This is a genomic window from Methylophaga sp. OBS1 (assembly GCF_026319365.1).
Genome location: NZ_JAPDMS010000004.1, coordinates 21,679 through 39,030, shown reverse-complemented (window position 1 = coordinate 39,030; position 17,352 = coordinate 21,679). Strand labels below are relative to the sequence as shown.

Sequence of the window (17,352 nt, the reverse complement as noted above, 5' to 3'; positions counted from 1 at the left end):
AGCTCATGTTCCGGAAATAAGTATGTTTGACAGTGTCTTTAGCCAGATTGGTGTCATCCTGGCGCTTGCCGCTATCGGTGGCATCATCGCGCAGTTTCTAAAACAACCATTGATAGTGGCCTTTATCGTGGTGGGCATTCTGATAGGTCCATCCGGCTTTGAAATGGTGTCACACAGCAGTGAGATCGAACTGTTCGCACGGCTGGGTATCGCGTTGCTGTTGTTCGTTGTCGGACTCAAGCTGGATCTGCATGTAATCCGGACTGTCGGGCCGGTGGCGCTTGCCTCAGGTTTAGGCCAGGTCTTTTTTACCTCTGTCGTCGGCTATTTTATAGCTTTACTGCTTGGCTTTGGCCATGTGCCTGCTATCTATATCGCGGTGGCACTGACATTCTCCAGCACCATCATTATTGTTAAGTTGCTCTCTGATAAGAGAGAAGTGGACGCGCTGCATGGCCGTATCGCCGTTGGTTTCCTGATCGTTCAGGATATTGTGGTGGTGCTGGTGATGATTGGACTCACCGCCTATGGTCAGGCAGATAGCGAGACCAGTCTGGGCTGGGAAGCGGTTGAGATCATTCTCAAAGGCGGGGCCATGCTGATCGTTGTGGCCTTGTTGATGCGTTACGTGCTCCCATGGCTGCTCCATCGACTGGCCCATTCCACCGAGCTGTTGATGTTATTTGCTATCGCCTGGGCAGTGATAGGCGCCACGACAGGTGAGGTGCTGGGTTTCAGTAAAGAGGTTGGCGCTTTTCTGGCCGGTATTTCTATTGCTTCTACCGCCTATCGGGAACAGGTCGCGGCCCGCTTGGTCAGTTTGCGGGACTTCCTGTTACTGTTCTTCTTTGTGGAACTGGGGGCCACGCTGGACTTGAGTCTGCTGGGGGCGCAGGTATTCGCTGCCAGTATCTTCTCGCTATTCGTGTTATTTGGTAACCCGCTGATTGTGATGGCGATCATGGGCTATATGGGCTATCGCAAACGCACCGGTTTTCTAGCTGGTCTGACTGTAGCCCAGATCAGCGAGTTTTCCCTGATTCTGGCTGCACTGGGACTGTCATTGGGGCACCTGAATCAGGAAGTGGTCGGCCTGATCACCCTGGTCGGATTGATTACCATCAGTGCATCAACCTACATGATTTTATACTCGCATCAGATATACGAACGCTATTCTCGGTTTTTGTCGCTGTTTGAACGACGAATTCCTTATCGTGAAATAAACAATTCGGCCGAAGCGGAGAAAAACATAGACATCTTACTGGTCGGGCTGGGACGGTTCGGTGCGTCGGTGGCCAGTAATCTTGCCAAAAGAGATTGCCCGTTTATGGCTGTGGATTTCGACCCGGAAGCTGTGAGACGTCATAGCAGAGACGGTTACAGTGTTCGCTATGGTGATGTTGAAAACCCCGAATTCGTTGCTTCACTCCCTCTCGACAAAATTAACTGGGTCGTTAGTACCGTTCGGGACAGCCAGATAAACCGCATGTTGCTACACGGCCTGAGACAGCATGGATATACAGGAAAAACGGCTTTCTCAGTGACTAACAGACAGGATCAGATTCTGTTTGCTGACGAAGGAGTCAATGTTGTGCTGGAACCATACTCAGACGCTGCCAAAGAGGCTGTAGATAAACTACTGGCTGGGCGAGCAGAAAAAAAGGGCGAACAATGAGCCAGATAAAAAGGATTCTCTATCTCTCGGAGCCTGCTTCCGAGCAGACTGATGCAGTCAGACAAGCGATATTATTCGCCCAGGCACAAGACGCCGAACTCACCATACTGGAAGTGATGCCTGAGGTTCGTTCTCAGTTGAATCCCTTGCCGCAGAATCTGGATATCCAACAATTGGAACAAGCACTCCAGAATGAACGACGCCAAGACCTGAATGCATTACTTGACTCACTGGAGACAGAGGCTCAGGTTGCCATCCAGATCAAGACAGGTAAACGCTTCGTTGAAGCAATCAGGGCGGTCATGGCTGAGCACTATGATTTGCTCATTAAAGCGGCAGAAAATCCACCCTGGCTGGAGCGACTGTTCGGCAGTGACGATATGCATTTGTTGCGTAAATGCCCCTGCCCACTGTGGATTATCAAACCCGGAAGCCGGTCAGAATATAAGAATATCCTGCTGGCATTAGACTTTGACACTACGGAGCCAGGCTCTGCATTAAGCCAGTTTAACGAGACACTGCTTGGGTTTTCAGCCCAGATGGCCTGTGAGGCCGAGACCCAAATGCATATATTGCATTGCTGGCAGCCGCCTGATGAAATGCTGCTCAGAGCATGGGGAAACCTGGATGATAAGCAGACTCACCAATACGTCCATGACGAGAAATCAGCCCATCAGCGAAGTCTGCAGCGTATTGCTGACTACATTAATCCAAGTCTCGGCGAGTCGGCGCAGGGACGACGCTATGCCTATTTTCATTTGATTGAAGGTGCCGCACAAACGGTTATTCCCCAGCAGGCCAGGTCGCTGGGTACCGATCTGCTGATCATGGGCAGTGTTGCCCGTACGGGAATGAGTGGCGTGTTTATTGGCAACACGGCAGAAATGGTGTTGGAACAGGTGGACTGCTCAGTGCTGGTGGTGAAGCCGGCAGAATTTGTATCGCCAGTGAAGCTTGAAAGCTAACCGGGGTAGAGAGGTCTGCTGCCATTTATTCTGACCCGTGTCAGTGATCGCGGAAAAAAAACGGTGAGGCAGAGATAGTCAGGTAGAGGCATATCCTTGTGCGGCCATGCTCATTGGGTTAACTGATTGAAACAACCACTTTTTTCTATTGAACTCATGGGAAAGACTCCTGTCCTAATAGCGAACAATCAACAGGAGGTTACATGAGAAAACTCACATCAATCCTAACTGCGTTATTGATCACGGGACTACTGGCAGCGGGATCAGCAGTGGCCGAGAACCACACGGTAGATGCACGTGGTCTCAAGTTTATGCCAATGAATATCCATATCCAGCCCGGTGACACGGTTTACTGGGAAAATATGATGACGCATAACGTCAACATGCTGGAAAACCTGATCCCAGAGGGAACTGAAGCATTCACCTCACCGATGAGTGAGAATATCAACCATACCTTCGAAAAAGAGGGCATCTACATTTATCAATGTGACCCGCACATCGGTGCAGGTATGGGGGGCGCTGTGATTGTGGGTAACCCGGTTAATCTGGAGCAGATTAAATCACAGGACGTCAAAGGCGGCCTGGGCCGGGTCGTTGATGAAGCAATCGAATTTGCAGAAGGCCTGTAAATCCATCCGGCGTGACGTAATCAACCGGCTGTTTCGGCAGCCGGTTTTTTATTGTCTGTTACTTATTCAAAAAATATAGCTAACCAGACAGTGGGCTGCCCGCTATCCGTTTTCAGTACCTTGTGGCGACGGTGAGCGGGAATGAAAACATAATTGCCTGCTTTCAGTTCCATTTCACTGTCACCTTCCAACAGTAAACTGGCAGAACCGCTCAACACGATAACCCATTCATTTTCAGCCTGGTCATACCAGCCAGTTTCAGGTGAGGCCTGACCGTGTGAAATAATACGCTCTATCCGTATGTTGTCTCTGCTTACAAGCGCTTCAAAGACTTCCTGATCAATGCATGATGGGATGTCTGAAAAAATATTGTTTTTAGTCATTTTTCACTGTGATCGGCGCAGTGTCTGCCAGATTATCAGCAGGACCGGACTGTTTCCGTGCCCAGCCTTCCATCAAACGCGATGTCACCAGATCACCGGTCACATTCACTGCGGTTCTCGACATATCCAGGATACGATCGACCCCCATTATCAGGGCGATACCACTGGGTGGAATACCCACCGTGGTCAGTACCATGGCCAGTATCACAATACCGACACCAGGCGTTGCTGGTGAACCGATAGAGGCGCCCACGGCCATAGCGACAACCAGTGCCATACTGGCCATACTGAGATCAACCCCGTAGACCTGTGCCAGGAAAACGGTCGCCACACTTTGATACAGCGCCGTGCCATTCATATTAATCGTCGCACCCAGCGGAATAACAAACTGGGCAATGGAGGGTCTGACCGCCAGTTTATCCTGAGCAGTGCGAATGGACAGTGGCATCACTGCAGCAGAACTGGAGGTAGAAAAGGCGAGCAGCAATACATCACGGCAATGTTTCAAAAACTGCATCGGGTGCTGACCCGCCATCAGTCTTAGCAACAATAAATAGACCAGCATCAATATCAATAGTCCGCTCAGCACGGTGAAAACATATGAGGCCATTCCAAGCAGGGCGCTGAGCCCAATACTTGTGGTGAGTTGTGCCATCAATCCGAAAACAGCATAAGGCGCCAGTCGCATTGCCCAGTGCACGACGGTCATGCAGATTTGCTGCAAAGATCGCAGTAAGTCCAGCATGGGTCGGGATTGTTCGGCGGGCATTGATACCAGTGCCACACCGACAATAATTGAGAAGATCACCACTTGTAGCATTTGTCCCTGCACCATCGCATCCAGTGGATTGCCCGGTAGCAGTCCCAACAGGACATCAGGCAGGGACGTTACATCCGGCATGGCAGCCGGAGCGATATCACTGGTGTCCTGTTTTGGCAGTGTCACGTTTTGTAGCAATTTGCCAGGATTGAACAAGTTTCCGATCCATAAGCCAATGGCGGATGCCAGCGCGGTGGTGGCAGTAAAAAACAACACGACACGAACGCCAACTTTGCGCAGTTGCTCCATATCCTCAGTGGCTGCCAGTCCACGCACAACAGAGGCAATTACCAGCGGAATCACAATCATCTGAATGGTGGCGATAAACAATCGCCCCGGAAACGCCAGCCAGTTACCGATAATAGAACCGGTAGACGGGGCTACCAGGCCGGTAGATGGGCCCAGGAAAATGCCGGTTATCAGGCCCAGAAACATCCCAATCAGCACTTTCAGCCAGAGCCGGTGTTGCACCAGACCAAATAAATAACTACTCAATGAAGGCCGTGGAGAGGGGGGAGATGGTATATCTGGACCTGGGTTTTTTTCTTCTGTCATAGCCTGCTCTGACTCAATAATGACGATAAATAATGGATTCAGGCTAAAAATAGCACAAGAAAAGTCATCTTAGGCACCTGCTTATCTTTAATGCCAGGCAGCAAGAATTGCGTCATCAGCAGGATTCTGTTCAACTTGAGTACAAGGGTTGTGCCACAATACACACAACAAATCTGGGTGGTCAAAAGGACAGAGAAAAAAATGACCTTGCGGGCAATTTTTAGTGATTGGGCTGAGCGCTATTTCTCCGATGAAGAAGCGGTGATCATGCTGATAGTGCTGGTCTTGGGGTTTGCAGCAGTCATTTGGTTTGGCAGCATGTTGGCACCGTTTTTTACCGCGCTGGTGCTGGCTTTTTTGTTGCAAGGTGTTGTTAATCTGCTTACCCGCAGACATGTGCCGGAAAAGGTCGCAATCGGTGTCGTTTTTCTGGGCTTTATCGGTGCCATGCTGGCACTGGCATTTTTACTCATGCCTTTGCTGTGGAACCAGATGGTCAACCTGGTGCAGGAAATTCCCAAGATGCTCTCCAGTGGCCAGCAGTGGCTGGATGAACTGCAGCAGAAATATCCCAACTTTGTTACCCAGGACCAGATCCAGACCTGGATTGCCGCCGTCAGTCGTGAGTTCAATCTCTATGCCCAGCGCGCACTGACGCTATCGCTGGCCTCACTGGGTAGCGTTATTGGTCTGATTGTCTACCTGGTGCTGGTGCCGATTCTGATTTTCTTCATGCTGAAAGATCGCGAGAAACTGGTCGGTTTCACCTTGTCTGTGCTGCCGGAAAAGCGGGGGCTGATGAGCCGGATATGGAATGAGATGGATGATCAGATTGCCAATTATGTCCGCGGTAAGGTGGTAGAGATTATCATCGTTGGATCAGTAACTTTTATCACCTTTGCCTTGTTCGGTCTGCCTTACTCGGCATTGCTGGCGGTGCTGGTCGGCTTTTCAGTATTGGTGCCATTCATCGGTGCTGCGGTGGCTACGTTGCCGGTAGCGGCCGTGGCTGGTTTTCACTTTGGTCTGACCAATGAGTTTCTCTACGTCGTGATTGCTTACGGCGTGATTCAGGCACTGGATGGTAATGTACTGGTGCCCGTGCTGTTTTCGGAGGCGGTGAACCTGCATCCGGTCTCCATCATTCTTGCCGTCTTATTCTTCGGTGGAATCTGGGGCTTCTGGGGCATTTTCTTCGCCATTCCCCTGGCGACGCTACTCAAAGCCCTGATGAACGCCTGGCCACGTAGCCTCAAACGGACTCAGCAACCAAGTGAAGCTTCGCTATAACTGTGCCGGAACGTCATGACGATATTAGTCGTACAAATTGTGATTCAGCAATGGGATAAAGGCCAACGTTCAGAAGCCGACCTCAAAGCCCGGGCGGAGAAGCCGGATCGCCTCCCAGTGAAACAACCCAATGCCCGCTATCTGGCTGATCATCAGGTGCTGCTGGATCAGCACGGCGATGATGTGATGGGTAATCGCATCCGCTATGAACTCAGTGATGATGGTCGTTTCATTATCGACCGTTTTCGTTTTGACCTAAATAACAAAACCCTGGAACACATCGCACAACCCGACTCGATGCTGCCAACTGAACCAGTGGCAGATTTAACGGACGGCTGGGTGCAGTGCCGTTATCACTGGCGATACAAGGTCTATGAGGGGGGCTATCATTACTGGCTTTACGAGAACATCACGCTCAACGCTGGTTTTGTCGACAACCTGAGAGACGATCTGTTTACCGCATCAAAACCGTCGCGCGTTTTTGAAAGTGGATAAAAAAACCGGCCTGGAGGCCGGTTTTTTTGTGTTCTGTTTGAATGGCTATGAGCCATCCAAACGCGTGGACAAGCCTACCAGCTATAGTTCACTGTGGCTGATAATTCACGGCCCGGATTGTAATAATCAGCGGTACCTGAGCCCACAACATGCTGTTCATCCAGCAAGTTACGTGCGTGTAACGTCAGGTCAGTGTTTTTGTAGACTCTGTAAGAGAATGATGAGTCGAACAATACGGCTGCTTCACTTTTTGCAGTATTACTGGCGTCAAAGAAGTAGGAGCCAGTGTAGCGGGCACCCAGTCCAAAACTCATATCCTTACTCGGAAAGGTGTAGTGGCCCCACAGAGAAGCCATATGGTTGGGGGCAGCAACAAATTCATTGTCTTTAAGTGATGTGCCATTCCGAAGCGTGCCACGAACCACTTCTGTCTCCATGTAGGAGTAACCACCGGTCAGACTGAAGCTGTCAGTCAACTCAACTTTGGCTTCAAAATCGACACCTTTTACGTCAGACTCACCAATAGTCTCACGTTGGATCGAGCCATCACCCTGGACTACAGCGATAGTGACATCTTCTTTGGTTAAGTCATAGACAGAGACCGAGAAAATGGCATTGGTATCGATAGGGGCATATTTCATACCCACCTCATACTGTTTGCCTCGTTCTGGTTTAACCCCAATGGTGGGCGGGGCTACCGATTCAACCATGCTGATGTAGGTCGAGACTTCATCAGTGACTTTATATGTCAGCGCGCCACGAACAGAGGTTTCTGAGAACTTATCCGAAGATCTTGCGCCAGTGATATCTGTGCTGGACAGATCCAGCACGTCGTTACGAATACCGCCGGTAATGATAAAGCGATCATTAAACGAGAAGTTTTGCTGCAGGAAGATTGACTTGGTGGTGTAGTCCTGTTTATCCCTGAGGTATATACCATTGAATATGTCTGCACTACTTGGTGCACCGCTGTATATAGGGTTTGAAAGATTAATGGATGGGACACCCCCAAAAAATGAAACTTGTTCGCTGGTGGCGTCACGGTATTCCAAACCAACCAGCGTACTACTATCGAACCAGTCAAACTGGGCATCGTACTGAAGAATAGTATTACCAATTAATTCCTCAGCTTTGCTATCACTGCCAAAAAACGAACGATCTGTTCCGGCAGTGCTTGGGTTATCAGCCAGGTAAACATAACCGAAGTCATCTGTCAGGTCGCTGTATCGTACATTAGCTCTGACAATAAAACCGTTGTCGAAATCATGAGTGAACAGCCCTGTCACACTGGTACGTTCAACATCATGGTAGTTAAAGTTTGGTTCACCAAAAAATTCGTCACGGTCATATTCTCTATCTTTCGGATAGCCACCACTATTGGGCGTGCTGTCACGGTTGAGGTAATCAAAAATAACCGTTGCGGAAGTAAAGTCGGTCGGCTCCCAAGTAAGGCCACCCATAATGAACTCATTATCATCACGGGAATAATCGTATTCACGTTCCGCATCCTTTACTTTTGCAGTAAAGCGATAAGCCAGAGTTGAGTCGGCATTTAACGTATCACCAACATCGACACCGACTTCTTTGCGATCAAACGTACCGTAGGTCAGATAGCCTTCTCCAAACTTTTCAAACTTGGGTTGCTTGCTAACAAAATTCACGGAACCGCCTGGGTCTGCCGGGCCGAACAATGTCGAGTTGGCACCGCGCAAGACCTCGACACGCTCATAAGCGTATGCTTCCTCACGGACCCCACGCATTGAACCCAGTGTCAGGCCATCACGATAGGTTGTCGCCTGGAAACCACGAATCTGAAAGTAATCATTGCGATCATCGGTACCATAATAATCTGTGATCACACCCGGAGTGTACTGCAGCACTTCTTCAGTCGTGTTGGCATCACGTAGCTCAATTTCTTTTTCTGTGATAACAGAGACGGAAGCCGGTGTGTCCAAAATACTCGTCGCTACCTTACCACCCACCCAGAGTTCCTGGGCCACTACAGAGTTTGCATCATCATCAGCTGCTACCTGCGCGTTCACAATGATTGGTGAAAAACGGAAAACCTCTTCTTCCTTATTCTCCTGGGCTTGAATGCTGAGTGATGCCAGAACAAGCGGGGAGCAGAAAATAAGTACCGCAGGATTAAGTTTTAACCTGGAGTCGAGCGTTTTAAGGCGTGGCTTGCTTGCAGTCATGAGTGCTATCCTCAAATTATCAGACAAGAATTGCCTGATCATGGCTAGAAAAAAGTGCCAATTATCTTATGAGGATTTGAGTTAGTCAATAAAAATCTAAATGAGACTCAGTATTATTTATATGTCATTGCCGCCGTGAATTAACATCATCACTCATTGGAATGCTATCCAATAAATCCAAGGAGATGGCCTCAGATTAATTAGCAAGTACTCAAGAAGGTAACCAAAAAATTTCGGCATGCTTAGATAAGTGTTTAACCAACACTGGATTAGAAATGCAGGGATTGCAGTGACGATATATAGGCATAAAAAAAGAACCGGTCAATTGACCGGTTCTTTTGATTCAAAGTGCTTATTGAATCACGCCACAGGCAAGTCGGGCGCCACCACCGCCCAGTGGTTTAGGGTGGTCTGAATAGTTATCCCCGTTCACATGGACCATTAAAGACCGGTTACGAATCTCTTTCAGTGTCAGTTTGGGGGAGAGCACCGGTTGTGTCGCCATGCCGTTCTTGTCGACGTATAAGGCTGGCAAATCACCGGCGTGACCATACAAATCCCAGGGTTCACCATGACGGCCTGTGTTGGCTGGGTCAAAGTGGCTGCCGGCTGCGCCACCGGGGACTATTTCCCCATCTTTCTTTTTCGGGCCGCAGGAAGCGATTTCATGCACATGGAAACCGTGATTACCGGTCGTCAGGTTTTGCATATCCGGTGTGAACACCGTGCCGAAAGGGTGTTGGCTGATGGTGACTGTGCCTGCCGGCTCACCGGTTTGCAGGTTAGTCATATCGACAGTGATGGAATCAGCGGCTAAGACACTGGATGTCAGAAACAGTGACGAAAGTAGGGCATGTTTCAGCTTCATTAAGACCTCCTTTTTTGATTTCTCAACTTACCTAACTGGACTTTGCAGAAGCTAAGATGTTCCTACATTTGCTGTTAACCATCGGTTAGCTGATTCTGGTTCATTTCTCTGATTCGCATTGGCATCGAGTCAATTTCATCAAACAGACCGTCCAGTGACAGCAAGTCGCCGGTTTCCTTCACGCCGCCATCCTTGCCAATCAGAATGACTGCTGCATCCAGTGCTGAGTACTGCCGGTTGATAGTGGCGGCGAACTTATCCGTGACCCTGCCTTGATAGTTGGTTTTAGTCTCATTGCCATCGATAATGAACCAGGCGATATCCCGGTCATCTATCGCTGCTTTCGCCTGTTGCAGGCGAGTCTGGTATTGCTCAGTGTCGTTGGTAAAGACAAGAATGACCCGGTTTTTCCAGGTCAGCGGCTCCAGATTGTTCAGTATCGGTTGATTTTCGGACATGGCATTAAAAGATAATAAGAAAGCGATTAACAGCGCTGCATATTTCATCATTCACCTGTCTTGAATTTCAGCAATCACCTTTGTGACCAGCCAAACACGACGATGACTTTAGCCACGCCCGATATTTTTCATCTCACTTGTGCTGTTTCAGAACTTAATAAAGCGGAACCTCATCCAAGCTCAACTTCTCCATTATCAGGGTGTCGTAACGGAATAGGATGCTGTTCAAAAACGGTTGTTGTTGATCGTCTGAAAAATAGTGACAAGAAACGTTTTATCAGCAAGCACAAAGAGCTTTTGTGCCTTTTCTCACGAGAAGTGAACGGATTGATTCTGGCCCCGTTTATTAATGGCGTGCCCAGATTAAACCGTACACTACTCAGCCATTTGAAAGGAGCCTGAACATGACATTGCTTGATAGCAAAAACAGGATCTTCAGCTTACATTCTCTGGCCCTCAGCGTGATGCTCGCGCTACTGAGTAACAGCGCGCTGGCCGACGAGCCCTACTCATCACTGGATTCTGATCAGGATGGCCAGATTTCGCAGCCGCAATACAACAGCTATAGGGAGGACGACACACGCCGTTATGAAGGCTGGGATCAGAATCAAGACAATCGTCTGGACGAAAATGAATGGATTGATCCCTATCCCGGTGACCGCGGCGAGTACAACAGCTGGGACAGAATTGAGGACAATTATCATGACAATCAATGAATTAAATGAAGAAGCCTCAACCCTGCGAGCCAGATAGGGAATCAGGATGAAGTCGGCAGCACATGGGATGGCCTGTTGCTAGGGGAATTTGTAATACAGAATTCCCGCCTACTGAGCGCCGGCTTTGCTTTGAATCGCGCGCTGTGTTGAAACAATGAATGTAGTTTGTCTTTCGGAGGATATTACCTTGAGCCAGGACACCCGAGAAAGCCAACAACGGCAAGCCGAACAACGCTTTGGCCGTCAACTTCGTGAGCATATTCTGGTCGAGTTCCGTCAGTTATTTGCAGATAACGAGGATCTGTCAGATGACGAGGGGCTCGGTGCCCACGCCTTGCTGCACGACACGCTCCAGGCCAGGGCGTCTGATATTCATCTTGACCCGTTTCCGACTCATTACCAGGTTCGTCTCAGAATTGATGGCGTCATGATTGACGCCATTGAGATTGAACGTGATCAGGGGCAGCGGCTGGCACATCAGTTCAAGGTGCTGGCCAATATCGATCCCTTGCCCAGCGTGAACTGTGATGAAGGCGGTTTCAGTTACGAGATCGAGGATCAAACCCTGGATTTGAGGGTAACAGCAGTCCCCTGTATCTCCGGGGATAAGCTGGCGATTCGCTTGTTATCACCACCGGAAGCGGTGAAAGAGGTCAGACAACTGGGCATTCACAGCCAGGGTGTCGAATCAATCCGGCGCTGGATGGATGCGAACGGCAGTCTGTTTGTGGTGGCCGGCCCAACAGGCAGCGGTAAAACCACCACACTCTATGCCTTGCTGCATGAACTGAAACTCAATGATAGTCATGTCATCACCCTGGAGGACCCGGTTGAATACGAAGTCCCCGGCATTAATCAAATCCAGGTTAACCCGACCCATAATCTCACCTTCGCTAATGGCGCGGATGCCATGCTCAGGCTGGATCCGGATTACGTCCTGATTGGTGAAATCAGGGATGTGCCCTCGGCCCGCGCTGCGGTCAGCGTGGCAACCAGTGGCCGGGCCCTGATGGCCACATTGCATAGTCGTGATGCCGTGGGCACCATCACAGCCTTTCGCAATCTGGGTCTGGACGATTATGAAATCTCCAGCAATCTCGGGCTGGTGGTAGCGCAAAGGCTGGTCCGCAGGCTCTGCCCAACGTGCAAAGTCGAAGACACGCCCAATGAGATGGAGAAAAAATGGCTTCAGGAGCATGGGCGTGATGTGCCCTCAACAGTCTGGCGCGCCGAAGGCTGTCATGCCTGTAATGAACTGGGGTATCAAGGTCGGCTGGGTATTTTTGAAGTCTGGCAGCCGACGGAAGAAGATCTCGCGATGATCCTCAATCATGAGGATGAGCAGGCACTTAGACAAACTTTGATTGAACGTGGCGAAATGCTGATGCTGGATGACGGTCTGGCAAAAGTAGAAGAGGGCCTGACCACGCTGCGAGAGTTGCTGCACACCGGCATGCTACTGCCGGGCTTCAGACCTCAGAAATCCTAGTGTAGGTTGGGCTGAGATTCAGATGTTGGGCTTCATTGCATTCAGCCCAACCTACCTGATTCATTATTGACTATAACAGGTTGAGATATCTGGCCATTCATCCTTCTTGATGGTGGTGTAATGGTTCCAGAATGCCTTGTCGATGGCTTTCAATGACGCGGCAGTGTCATTAAGACGATAGCGTGACAAATGTCCGGGACCGCCGTTATAAGCAGCATAGGTGGCCTTGATCAGGTTGTCATCACCGCCGGGCTGCTCGTGTTCACCACGCCGGAGTGCGTAATCGACCAGGTAATGGGTCAGAATATCGATGCCGGCATTCACGTTGTAGTCGACCTCATTAACAAGACGAGCCAGATCATAGACCTTGCGCCAGACCCGGCCGTTGATTTGCATCATACCGACAGCACCACCGGCGGAGCGCAACACTTCCGGCGGACTGCTTGAGCCGGCGAAATGACGCCAGCAGGATTCCTTCCAGGCGGTGGCACGAACTAGCGGATCAAGCCGCTCTGTCAGTCTGTCGGGCAGGCTGTTATTGTTGTCCAGCCAGGCGCTGGCCTGTTGCTCCAGCAAACGGGCGACCAGCTCAAGATAAGTATCAAGATTGCCCGGCTTTGGGACCATGCCCTTTAATGCCTCGGCGGGGTTGATGTTATCGGCATGTGCGGTTGGCATCAGCCAGGAACCCACACGGCCCAGACTCCCGGTGATTTGCTCACTTAATGGCATGGTCGGGAGTTCTGGTTCCCCCTCGCTATTAAAACCAAACAGATCACGAAACTCGGGGTCGACTTCCAGCGGCAAAGGCGTAAAGCTCGGCGGTACCGACTCAGCCATCAACAGGCGAGCGAGCCTACGCAGTCCATCACGGGTGATTTCCAGACCATATTCCGGCCCCAGCGCATCGAGTGCCCGCAGTGCGTCACCACCTGCCAGAAATGCGGCCAGTCTGAAGTCAACTTCCAGCCCCGGTGTGTCCAAGCCTTCGAGTATGCCCATCAACGGACGCAAGCGATCCCATGTAGTCAGGAACAGTTCGCGAACCGGATCAGACTCGGGGTCATCAATCGTCAGCGCTTCGGCAATCGCATGCCTTGCATCCAACAGCACAGCGAATAACTCAAGACGCAGGGCACGCGAATCCGTAGATTGAGCCAGCATCGTAATGATGGTGGTCAGGAAGCCATCTAGCTCATCTTCAATGGTTTGCCATTCAGCCAATTCGCTGTCATCCAGAATAGGCTCAGGTGATACATCGGCGAATGCAGGCGGTTGAACCTGGAAAGCCAGCCAGGCTCTGACGCCGGTTTCTTCGGTTTGAATGCGGCTAATGTGGGTTCGCTCAACCAGGGATGGCTCACCATCCGGGCCCAGCAATTGCTCGATTAATTCATCAAGATTGTTAAGTGGCCCTGCCAGATCAACTTTGACGCTTTTCATGCGTGGCAACACCAGCGCATCAGCAATGAGCTTGACGGGTTTGCTCAAGAGGCCGGGGCTATTATCCGGACGTGACAGTTCGATGGAGTCAGGCACAAACTCGATCGCCAGTCCCGATTCTGTCACCTGCGGTGTCAGTTTCAGTGCAAGACGTCCCAGCCACGGTTTGGGGCCCCGGCAGACACCGAGTACATGGGCACCGGTTGTAGCGGTCAATGCCATGCCGACAGACAGTTTTTCACCATCGACAGCGACCTGCACATCGGACAATTCAAGCTGGTTGCAAAGATCGTTGCGGAGCGTGCTCTGTCCCTTGTCATCAAGTTCAAGCACGCGGCTAATCGCAGACTGCAAATGAGTAGTTTCAGCCAGCAACGGGATTTCAACTTCGTCCGCAGATAACGCGTTCGAACTGAATAAGATGAAAAGCAGCCATCCAAAGTGCTTCATTCGATGCTCCAGTGGTAAGAGCGAGATGACTCGCGGGGTGTGCCCGATCCTGATTCAGGGCTGCGATATTATCCGCGCTTTTTAGAGAACTGTCATGAAATATAGTATTGGTTTAAAAGACCGCTAAGTGTCGTCACAGAGGAGGGCGGGGGATAAGCAAGCTACTGAATTAGAAACCTTAATTTGTCAGCGGCGGTTAACTGATTTTCGAGAGTAACTGGCGAACCTCGTCAGTGCTTACTGGCCTCACCAGACGAGCCACTTCATCACCCTCGTGCAGGAGGACCAAAGTCGGCCAAAGCTTGACCTTGAAAAGTCGCCCCAGTCGTTTGCCTTTGCCATCATAGACTCTGATATGTCGTAGCTCTGAATGTTCAGCGAGCGCTTCTCTTATGGCAGGCGTCGCGGCCTGACAATGACCACACCAGGGTGTGCCAAATTCAAGTAGGACATCACCGGTCAATTCGCTGACTTGGTCAAAGGTGAAGGCTTCTTCTGAGTAATTTGCGTTAAAACCAATATCATTGGTTTTCATCTTACGTACTCCACACAATCTATTTTAGATTGCCTCATGAAAGTAGCTAACTCCTCACTCAGACAACGCGTTAGCGGTCGACTGCAATGATTTGTAAGGAGGTTTATTTTCCTTAGTTACATGCTGAGTAGATTGAGCAGGCGCCACTGCAGCTTCTTGTTTCGGCCAAAGTTGCCAGCTCACTGTTATAAGCGCAACTAGGGAAATCGCAGAAATGAAAATTGCTATGTACTTCGTGGCGATATATGTATTTTCACCACGTTTGACCCTTTCCCACTCTGCTTTCAGCATCGGGATAGATCTATCTGTCAGAACGTTGGCGTATTTTCTAGATTCTTCCCATTCTTTCTTGTTGTAGAGTCTTCGGCATTCCTCTAGCGCTTCTAGGAATTCGTTGTTTAGCTTTCGTATGTTTGAATCTTTATCTTCAGGATTAATCCTTAGCTTTATTGATGTGAAAGTGGAGGCAACTTGTTGTTGCTCCTCTGAAGCTTCTTTTAGAAAGCTTTCGTCTGTTCCAGTTTGATACTGACGCAACGCAGCGAGTGTGATTGATGCTGCGATATGGTCTGATATTTCTTTTCTTAAACTATCAATCCATTGTTGCCGAAACTCAGAGGTCTTCTGCTCTTTGGATACAATTAAACTAACCACAGAGAAAAAACCGCCAATCAGAGCGGCCAAAATGACGCCAATTGGTATAAACGCTTGCGGTGGTAAATTTTCCAAATTTCCTCCTAATGCCGCCAGCAGCGGCCTCGTGTAACAAGGTCCAGCTACCGCACGGGGCGATGCTGGCTTGCCTTATGATGTATTTGTTTTGAAGCCACTTAGCAACACCGGAAACTCTTTTGATTGTTCTATTTTTCCCCTAGATACAACATACAAGTTGTCGTCGCTGGGGATAAACTTTACCCATTGTTCAGGAGTTATTTGTGAGTCAGCTTTAACATAGAGGACAAAACTTCCAATGTAAAAACGATAGTAACGTTTTCCATACCACCTTTCCTGATGAGGATCTAACATTGCTTTCGATATAGTTCCTTCGTCATCGAATTTTGCGAGAACGAACGAAAATTCATCTTTTTCGCCTGCAGATTCTTCCCAAATCAATTTTTTAGCTTGCTCTTCTAAGGCCCCTAAATTTACTTTGCTATAGAATTCGTGCTTACTTATTGAGGCTCTCCATAACAAGCTAATTATGAACCGCTTGAGTAGCCCGTAATCAACATTTGGAATTTTATACCCAACTAAAGCCCCATTCTGTTTGAGCTCTTCGATTTCTGAGTTAACAATGAGCAGCTTCGCTGCGTAGTCGTCTAGAGTTTGGAATTTATCCTCACATTCCCTGCACAAAATCTCTTTGTCGTATACACCAATCGGTGTTTTTTTAGTATGCACTCCCTCGACGTTAGATATTAATTTGAGAGTTTTTTCATCCGCCCTTAAATCCCTGAAAAACGATTCAGGAATCACATGTGCTTTAACAAGCTTTTTATCTTGATTACACCCTTTGCAGATCATAGTTTTTTCTTGACATAACAGCGTGTTAATGAGGCCGCTGGCCTCACACTAATTATTAGTGTGAAAGGATTATGATTCGATGAGGAAAATAAATCTTTTTTATGCTGTTGAATTTAAAGGCCTTTAAGTGGCGATTTGGGAGAAAAAATTAATCGTAAAACATTCACGGTTAATTTTGAAATTAAATTGAGTGACCGGAGGAGAAGAGCGAATTAGTTTGTAATCCTTTTGAACATGTTCATCTCAATATGATGTCTCTAAACTTTATCGAACCTACAGAGGCTGAGGCTACTCCTGATGTTGGCGCTTAAGTAAAACATACAAGGCCCCAGTCCCACCATCCTCAACAGTTGCACTACAAAACGCCAGTACAGCCGGGCTTTGTCGCAACCAGTAATTAATTTTGCTTTTGAGAATGGGTTTGTTGTCTCTTGAACCCCAGCCTTTGCCGTGAATGATGCGGACACAGCGGATTTGCTGTTGCTGGCAGAGGTCCAGAAACTGACCCAAGGCGGGTTCGGCTTTGGCGATGGTCATGCCGTGTAGGTCAAGTTCGGCTTCCAGGTGGACTTTGCCTGTGCGGAGTTTAGAGAATAGTTTGTGCTGAATGCCGGGGCCGCGGTATTCCAGGTATTCCTCATTGCCCACCGTGTCAGGAGCGAACATATCGGAAAAGGCCTGGCCGGTGACTTCATGCTCAATAGTGCGTTTACGGCGGGTTTTGACTTCCGGTTTGGGGCGCTCAACAAGCTGACTGTTATGACGAATCGGGGTGGCATCGCGCATTTCTTCACGAAAAAGCGCAAAGTCATCTTTCTCCTTTTCTTTCTGCCTGTCAGCCATGAGCGGGATAAAACCT

Annotated in this window: 17 protein-coding genes; 7 read left to right on the top strand and 10 right to left on the bottom strand. The window is 49.3% G+C overall.

The window, feature by feature from the left end; all coding sequences use genetic code 11:
* The first annotated feature begins 22 nt into the window (after nt 1–22).
* The 3 genes from OMQ46_RS11595 to OMQ46_RS11585 all read left to right on the top strand — a co-directional run bounded on the left by OMQ46_RS11595 (nt 23) and on the right by OMQ46_RS11585 (nt 3,269).
* Complete coding sequence (locus OMQ46_RS11595; RefSeq protein ID WP_266237105.1) at nt 23–1,675, top strand: cation:proton antiporter; 1,653 nt, start codon at nt 23–25, stop codon at nt 1,673–1,675.
* Nucleotides 1,672–2,640, top strand: coding sequence for a universal stress protein (locus OMQ46_RS11590; RefSeq protein WP_266237103.1), 969 nt, complete (start codon nt 1,672–1,674; stop codon nt 2,638–2,640). The genes OMQ46_RS11595 and OMQ46_RS11590 overlap by 4 nt, the downstream gene beginning before the upstream one ends.
* Nucleotides 2,641–2,843: 203 nt before the next feature.
* Nucleotides 2,844–3,269 (top strand): plastocyanin/azurin family copper-binding protein, encoded by a 426-nt coding sequence (locus OMQ46_RS11585; RefSeq protein WP_266237101.1) that lies wholly within the window; start codon nt 2,844–2,846, stop codon nt 3,267–3,269.
* A 62-nt stretch (nt 3,270–3,331) separates the two neighbouring features.
* Here the strand turns inward: OMQ46_RS11585 and OMQ46_RS11580 are convergent, their stop codons facing one another.
* Both OMQ46_RS11580 and OMQ46_RS11575 read right to left on the bottom strand, forming a co-directional pair.
* Complete coding sequence (locus OMQ46_RS11580) at nt 3,332–3,652, bottom strand: cupin domain-containing protein (protein ID WP_266237099.1); 321 nt, start codon at nt 3,650–3,652, stop codon at nt 3,332–3,334.
* Nucleotides 3,645–5,027 carry a dicarboxylate/amino acid:cation symporter gene (locus OMQ46_RS11575; protein WP_266237097.1) on the bottom strand — a complete coding sequence of 461 codons (1,383 nt, stop codon included), beginning with the start codon at nt 5,025–5,027 and terminating at the stop codon, nt 3,645–3,647. The genes OMQ46_RS11580 and OMQ46_RS11575 overlap by 8 nt, the downstream gene beginning before the upstream one ends.
* Before the next feature lie 201 nt (nt 5,028–5,228).
* On the opposite strand from OMQ46_RS11575, the gene OMQ46_RS11570 reads away from it, so the two are divergent.
* On the top strand, nt 5,229–6,317 hold the full coding sequence (locus tag OMQ46_RS11570) for an AI-2E family transporter (protein ID WP_266237095.1): 1,089 nt from the start codon (nt 5,229–5,231) through the stop codon (nt 6,315–6,317).
* Nucleotides 6,318–6,332: 15 nt separating this feature from the next.
* Nucleotides 6,333–6,812 carry a hypothetical protein gene (locus OMQ46_RS11565; protein ID WP_266237094.1) on the top strand — a complete coding sequence of 160 codons (480 nt, stop codon included), beginning with the start codon at nt 6,333–6,335 and terminating at the stop codon, nt 6,810–6,812.
* A 74-nt stretch (nt 6,813–6,886) separates the two neighbouring features.
* Here OMQ46_RS11565 and OMQ46_RS11560 read toward each other — a convergent pair whose 3' ends face one another.
* The 3 genes from OMQ46_RS11560 to OMQ46_RS11550 form a co-directional block, all read right to left on the bottom strand.
* Complete coding sequence (locus OMQ46_RS11560; RefSeq protein ID WP_266237093.1) at nt 6,887–9,010, bottom strand: TonB-dependent receptor; 2,124 nt, start codon at nt 9,008–9,010, stop codon at nt 6,887–6,889.
* Between the two features lie 352 nt (nt 9,011–9,362).
* Nucleotides 9,363–9,878 carry a superoxide dismutase [Cu-Zn] SodC gene (sodC, locus tag OMQ46_RS11555; protein WP_266237091.1) on the bottom strand — a complete coding sequence of 172 codons (516 nt, stop codon included), beginning with the start codon at nt 9,876–9,878 and terminating at the stop codon, nt 9,363–9,365.
* Nucleotides 9,879–9,952: 74 nt separating this feature from the next.
* The gene (locus tag OMQ46_RS11550; RefSeq protein ID WP_266237089.1) at nt 9,953–10,387 is read right to left on the bottom strand and encodes a DUF4174 domain-containing protein; all 435 of its coding nucleotides are present in this window, start codon (nt 10,385–10,387) and stop codon (nt 9,953–9,955) included.
* A gap of 353 nt (nt 10,388–10,740) precedes the next feature.
* On the opposite strand from OMQ46_RS11550, the gene OMQ46_RS11545 reads away from it, so the two are divergent.
* Together OMQ46_RS11545 and OMQ46_RS11540 are read left to right on the top strand one after the other, a co-directional pair.
* Nucleotides 10,741–11,052, top strand: a complete 312-nt coding sequence (locus tag OMQ46_RS11545) for a hypothetical protein (protein WP_266237088.1) — start codon at nt 10,741–10,743, stop codon at nt 11,050–11,052.
* A gap of 187 nt (nt 11,053–11,239) precedes the next feature.
* Complete coding sequence (locus tag OMQ46_RS11540) at nt 11,240–12,541, top strand: GspE/PulE family protein (RefSeq protein ID WP_266237087.1); 1,302 nt, start codon at nt 11,240–11,242, stop codon at nt 12,539–12,541.
* Nucleotides 12,542–12,604: 63 nt separating this feature from the next.
* On the opposite strand, the gene OMQ46_RS11535 is transcribed toward OMQ46_RS11540, so the two are convergent.
* From OMQ46_RS11535 to OMQ46_RS11515, 5 genes are all read right to left on the bottom strand, one after another.
* Complete coding sequence (locus tag OMQ46_RS11535) at nt 12,605–14,434, bottom strand: lytic transglycosylase domain-containing protein (RefSeq protein ID WP_266237086.1); 1,830 nt, start codon at nt 14,432–14,434, stop codon at nt 12,605–12,607.
* Nucleotides 14,435–14,630: 196 nt separating this feature from the next.
* Nucleotides 14,631–14,969, bottom strand: a complete 339-nt coding sequence (locus OMQ46_RS11530; RefSeq protein ID WP_266237084.1) for a thioredoxin family protein — start codon at nt 14,967–14,969, stop codon at nt 14,631–14,633.
* Between the two features lie 54 nt (nt 14,970–15,023).
* On the bottom strand, nt 15,024–15,698 hold the full coding sequence (locus OMQ46_RS11525) for a hypothetical protein (protein ID WP_266237082.1): 675 nt from the start codon (nt 15,696–15,698) through the stop codon (nt 15,024–15,026).
* Between the two features lie 75 nt (nt 15,699–15,773).
* A complete protein-coding gene (locus tag OMQ46_RS11520) occupies nt 15,774–16,493 on the bottom strand; it encodes a hypothetical protein (RefSeq protein ID WP_266237080.1) in 720 nt (239 codons plus the stop codon).
* Nucleotides 16,494–16,781: 288 nt separating this feature from the next.
* Complete coding sequence (locus OMQ46_RS11515) at nt 16,782–17,336, bottom strand: Smr/MutS family protein (protein ID WP_266237079.1); 555 nt, start codon at nt 17,334–17,336, stop codon at nt 16,782–16,784.
* Nucleotides 17,337–17,352 lie beyond the last annotated feature (16 nt).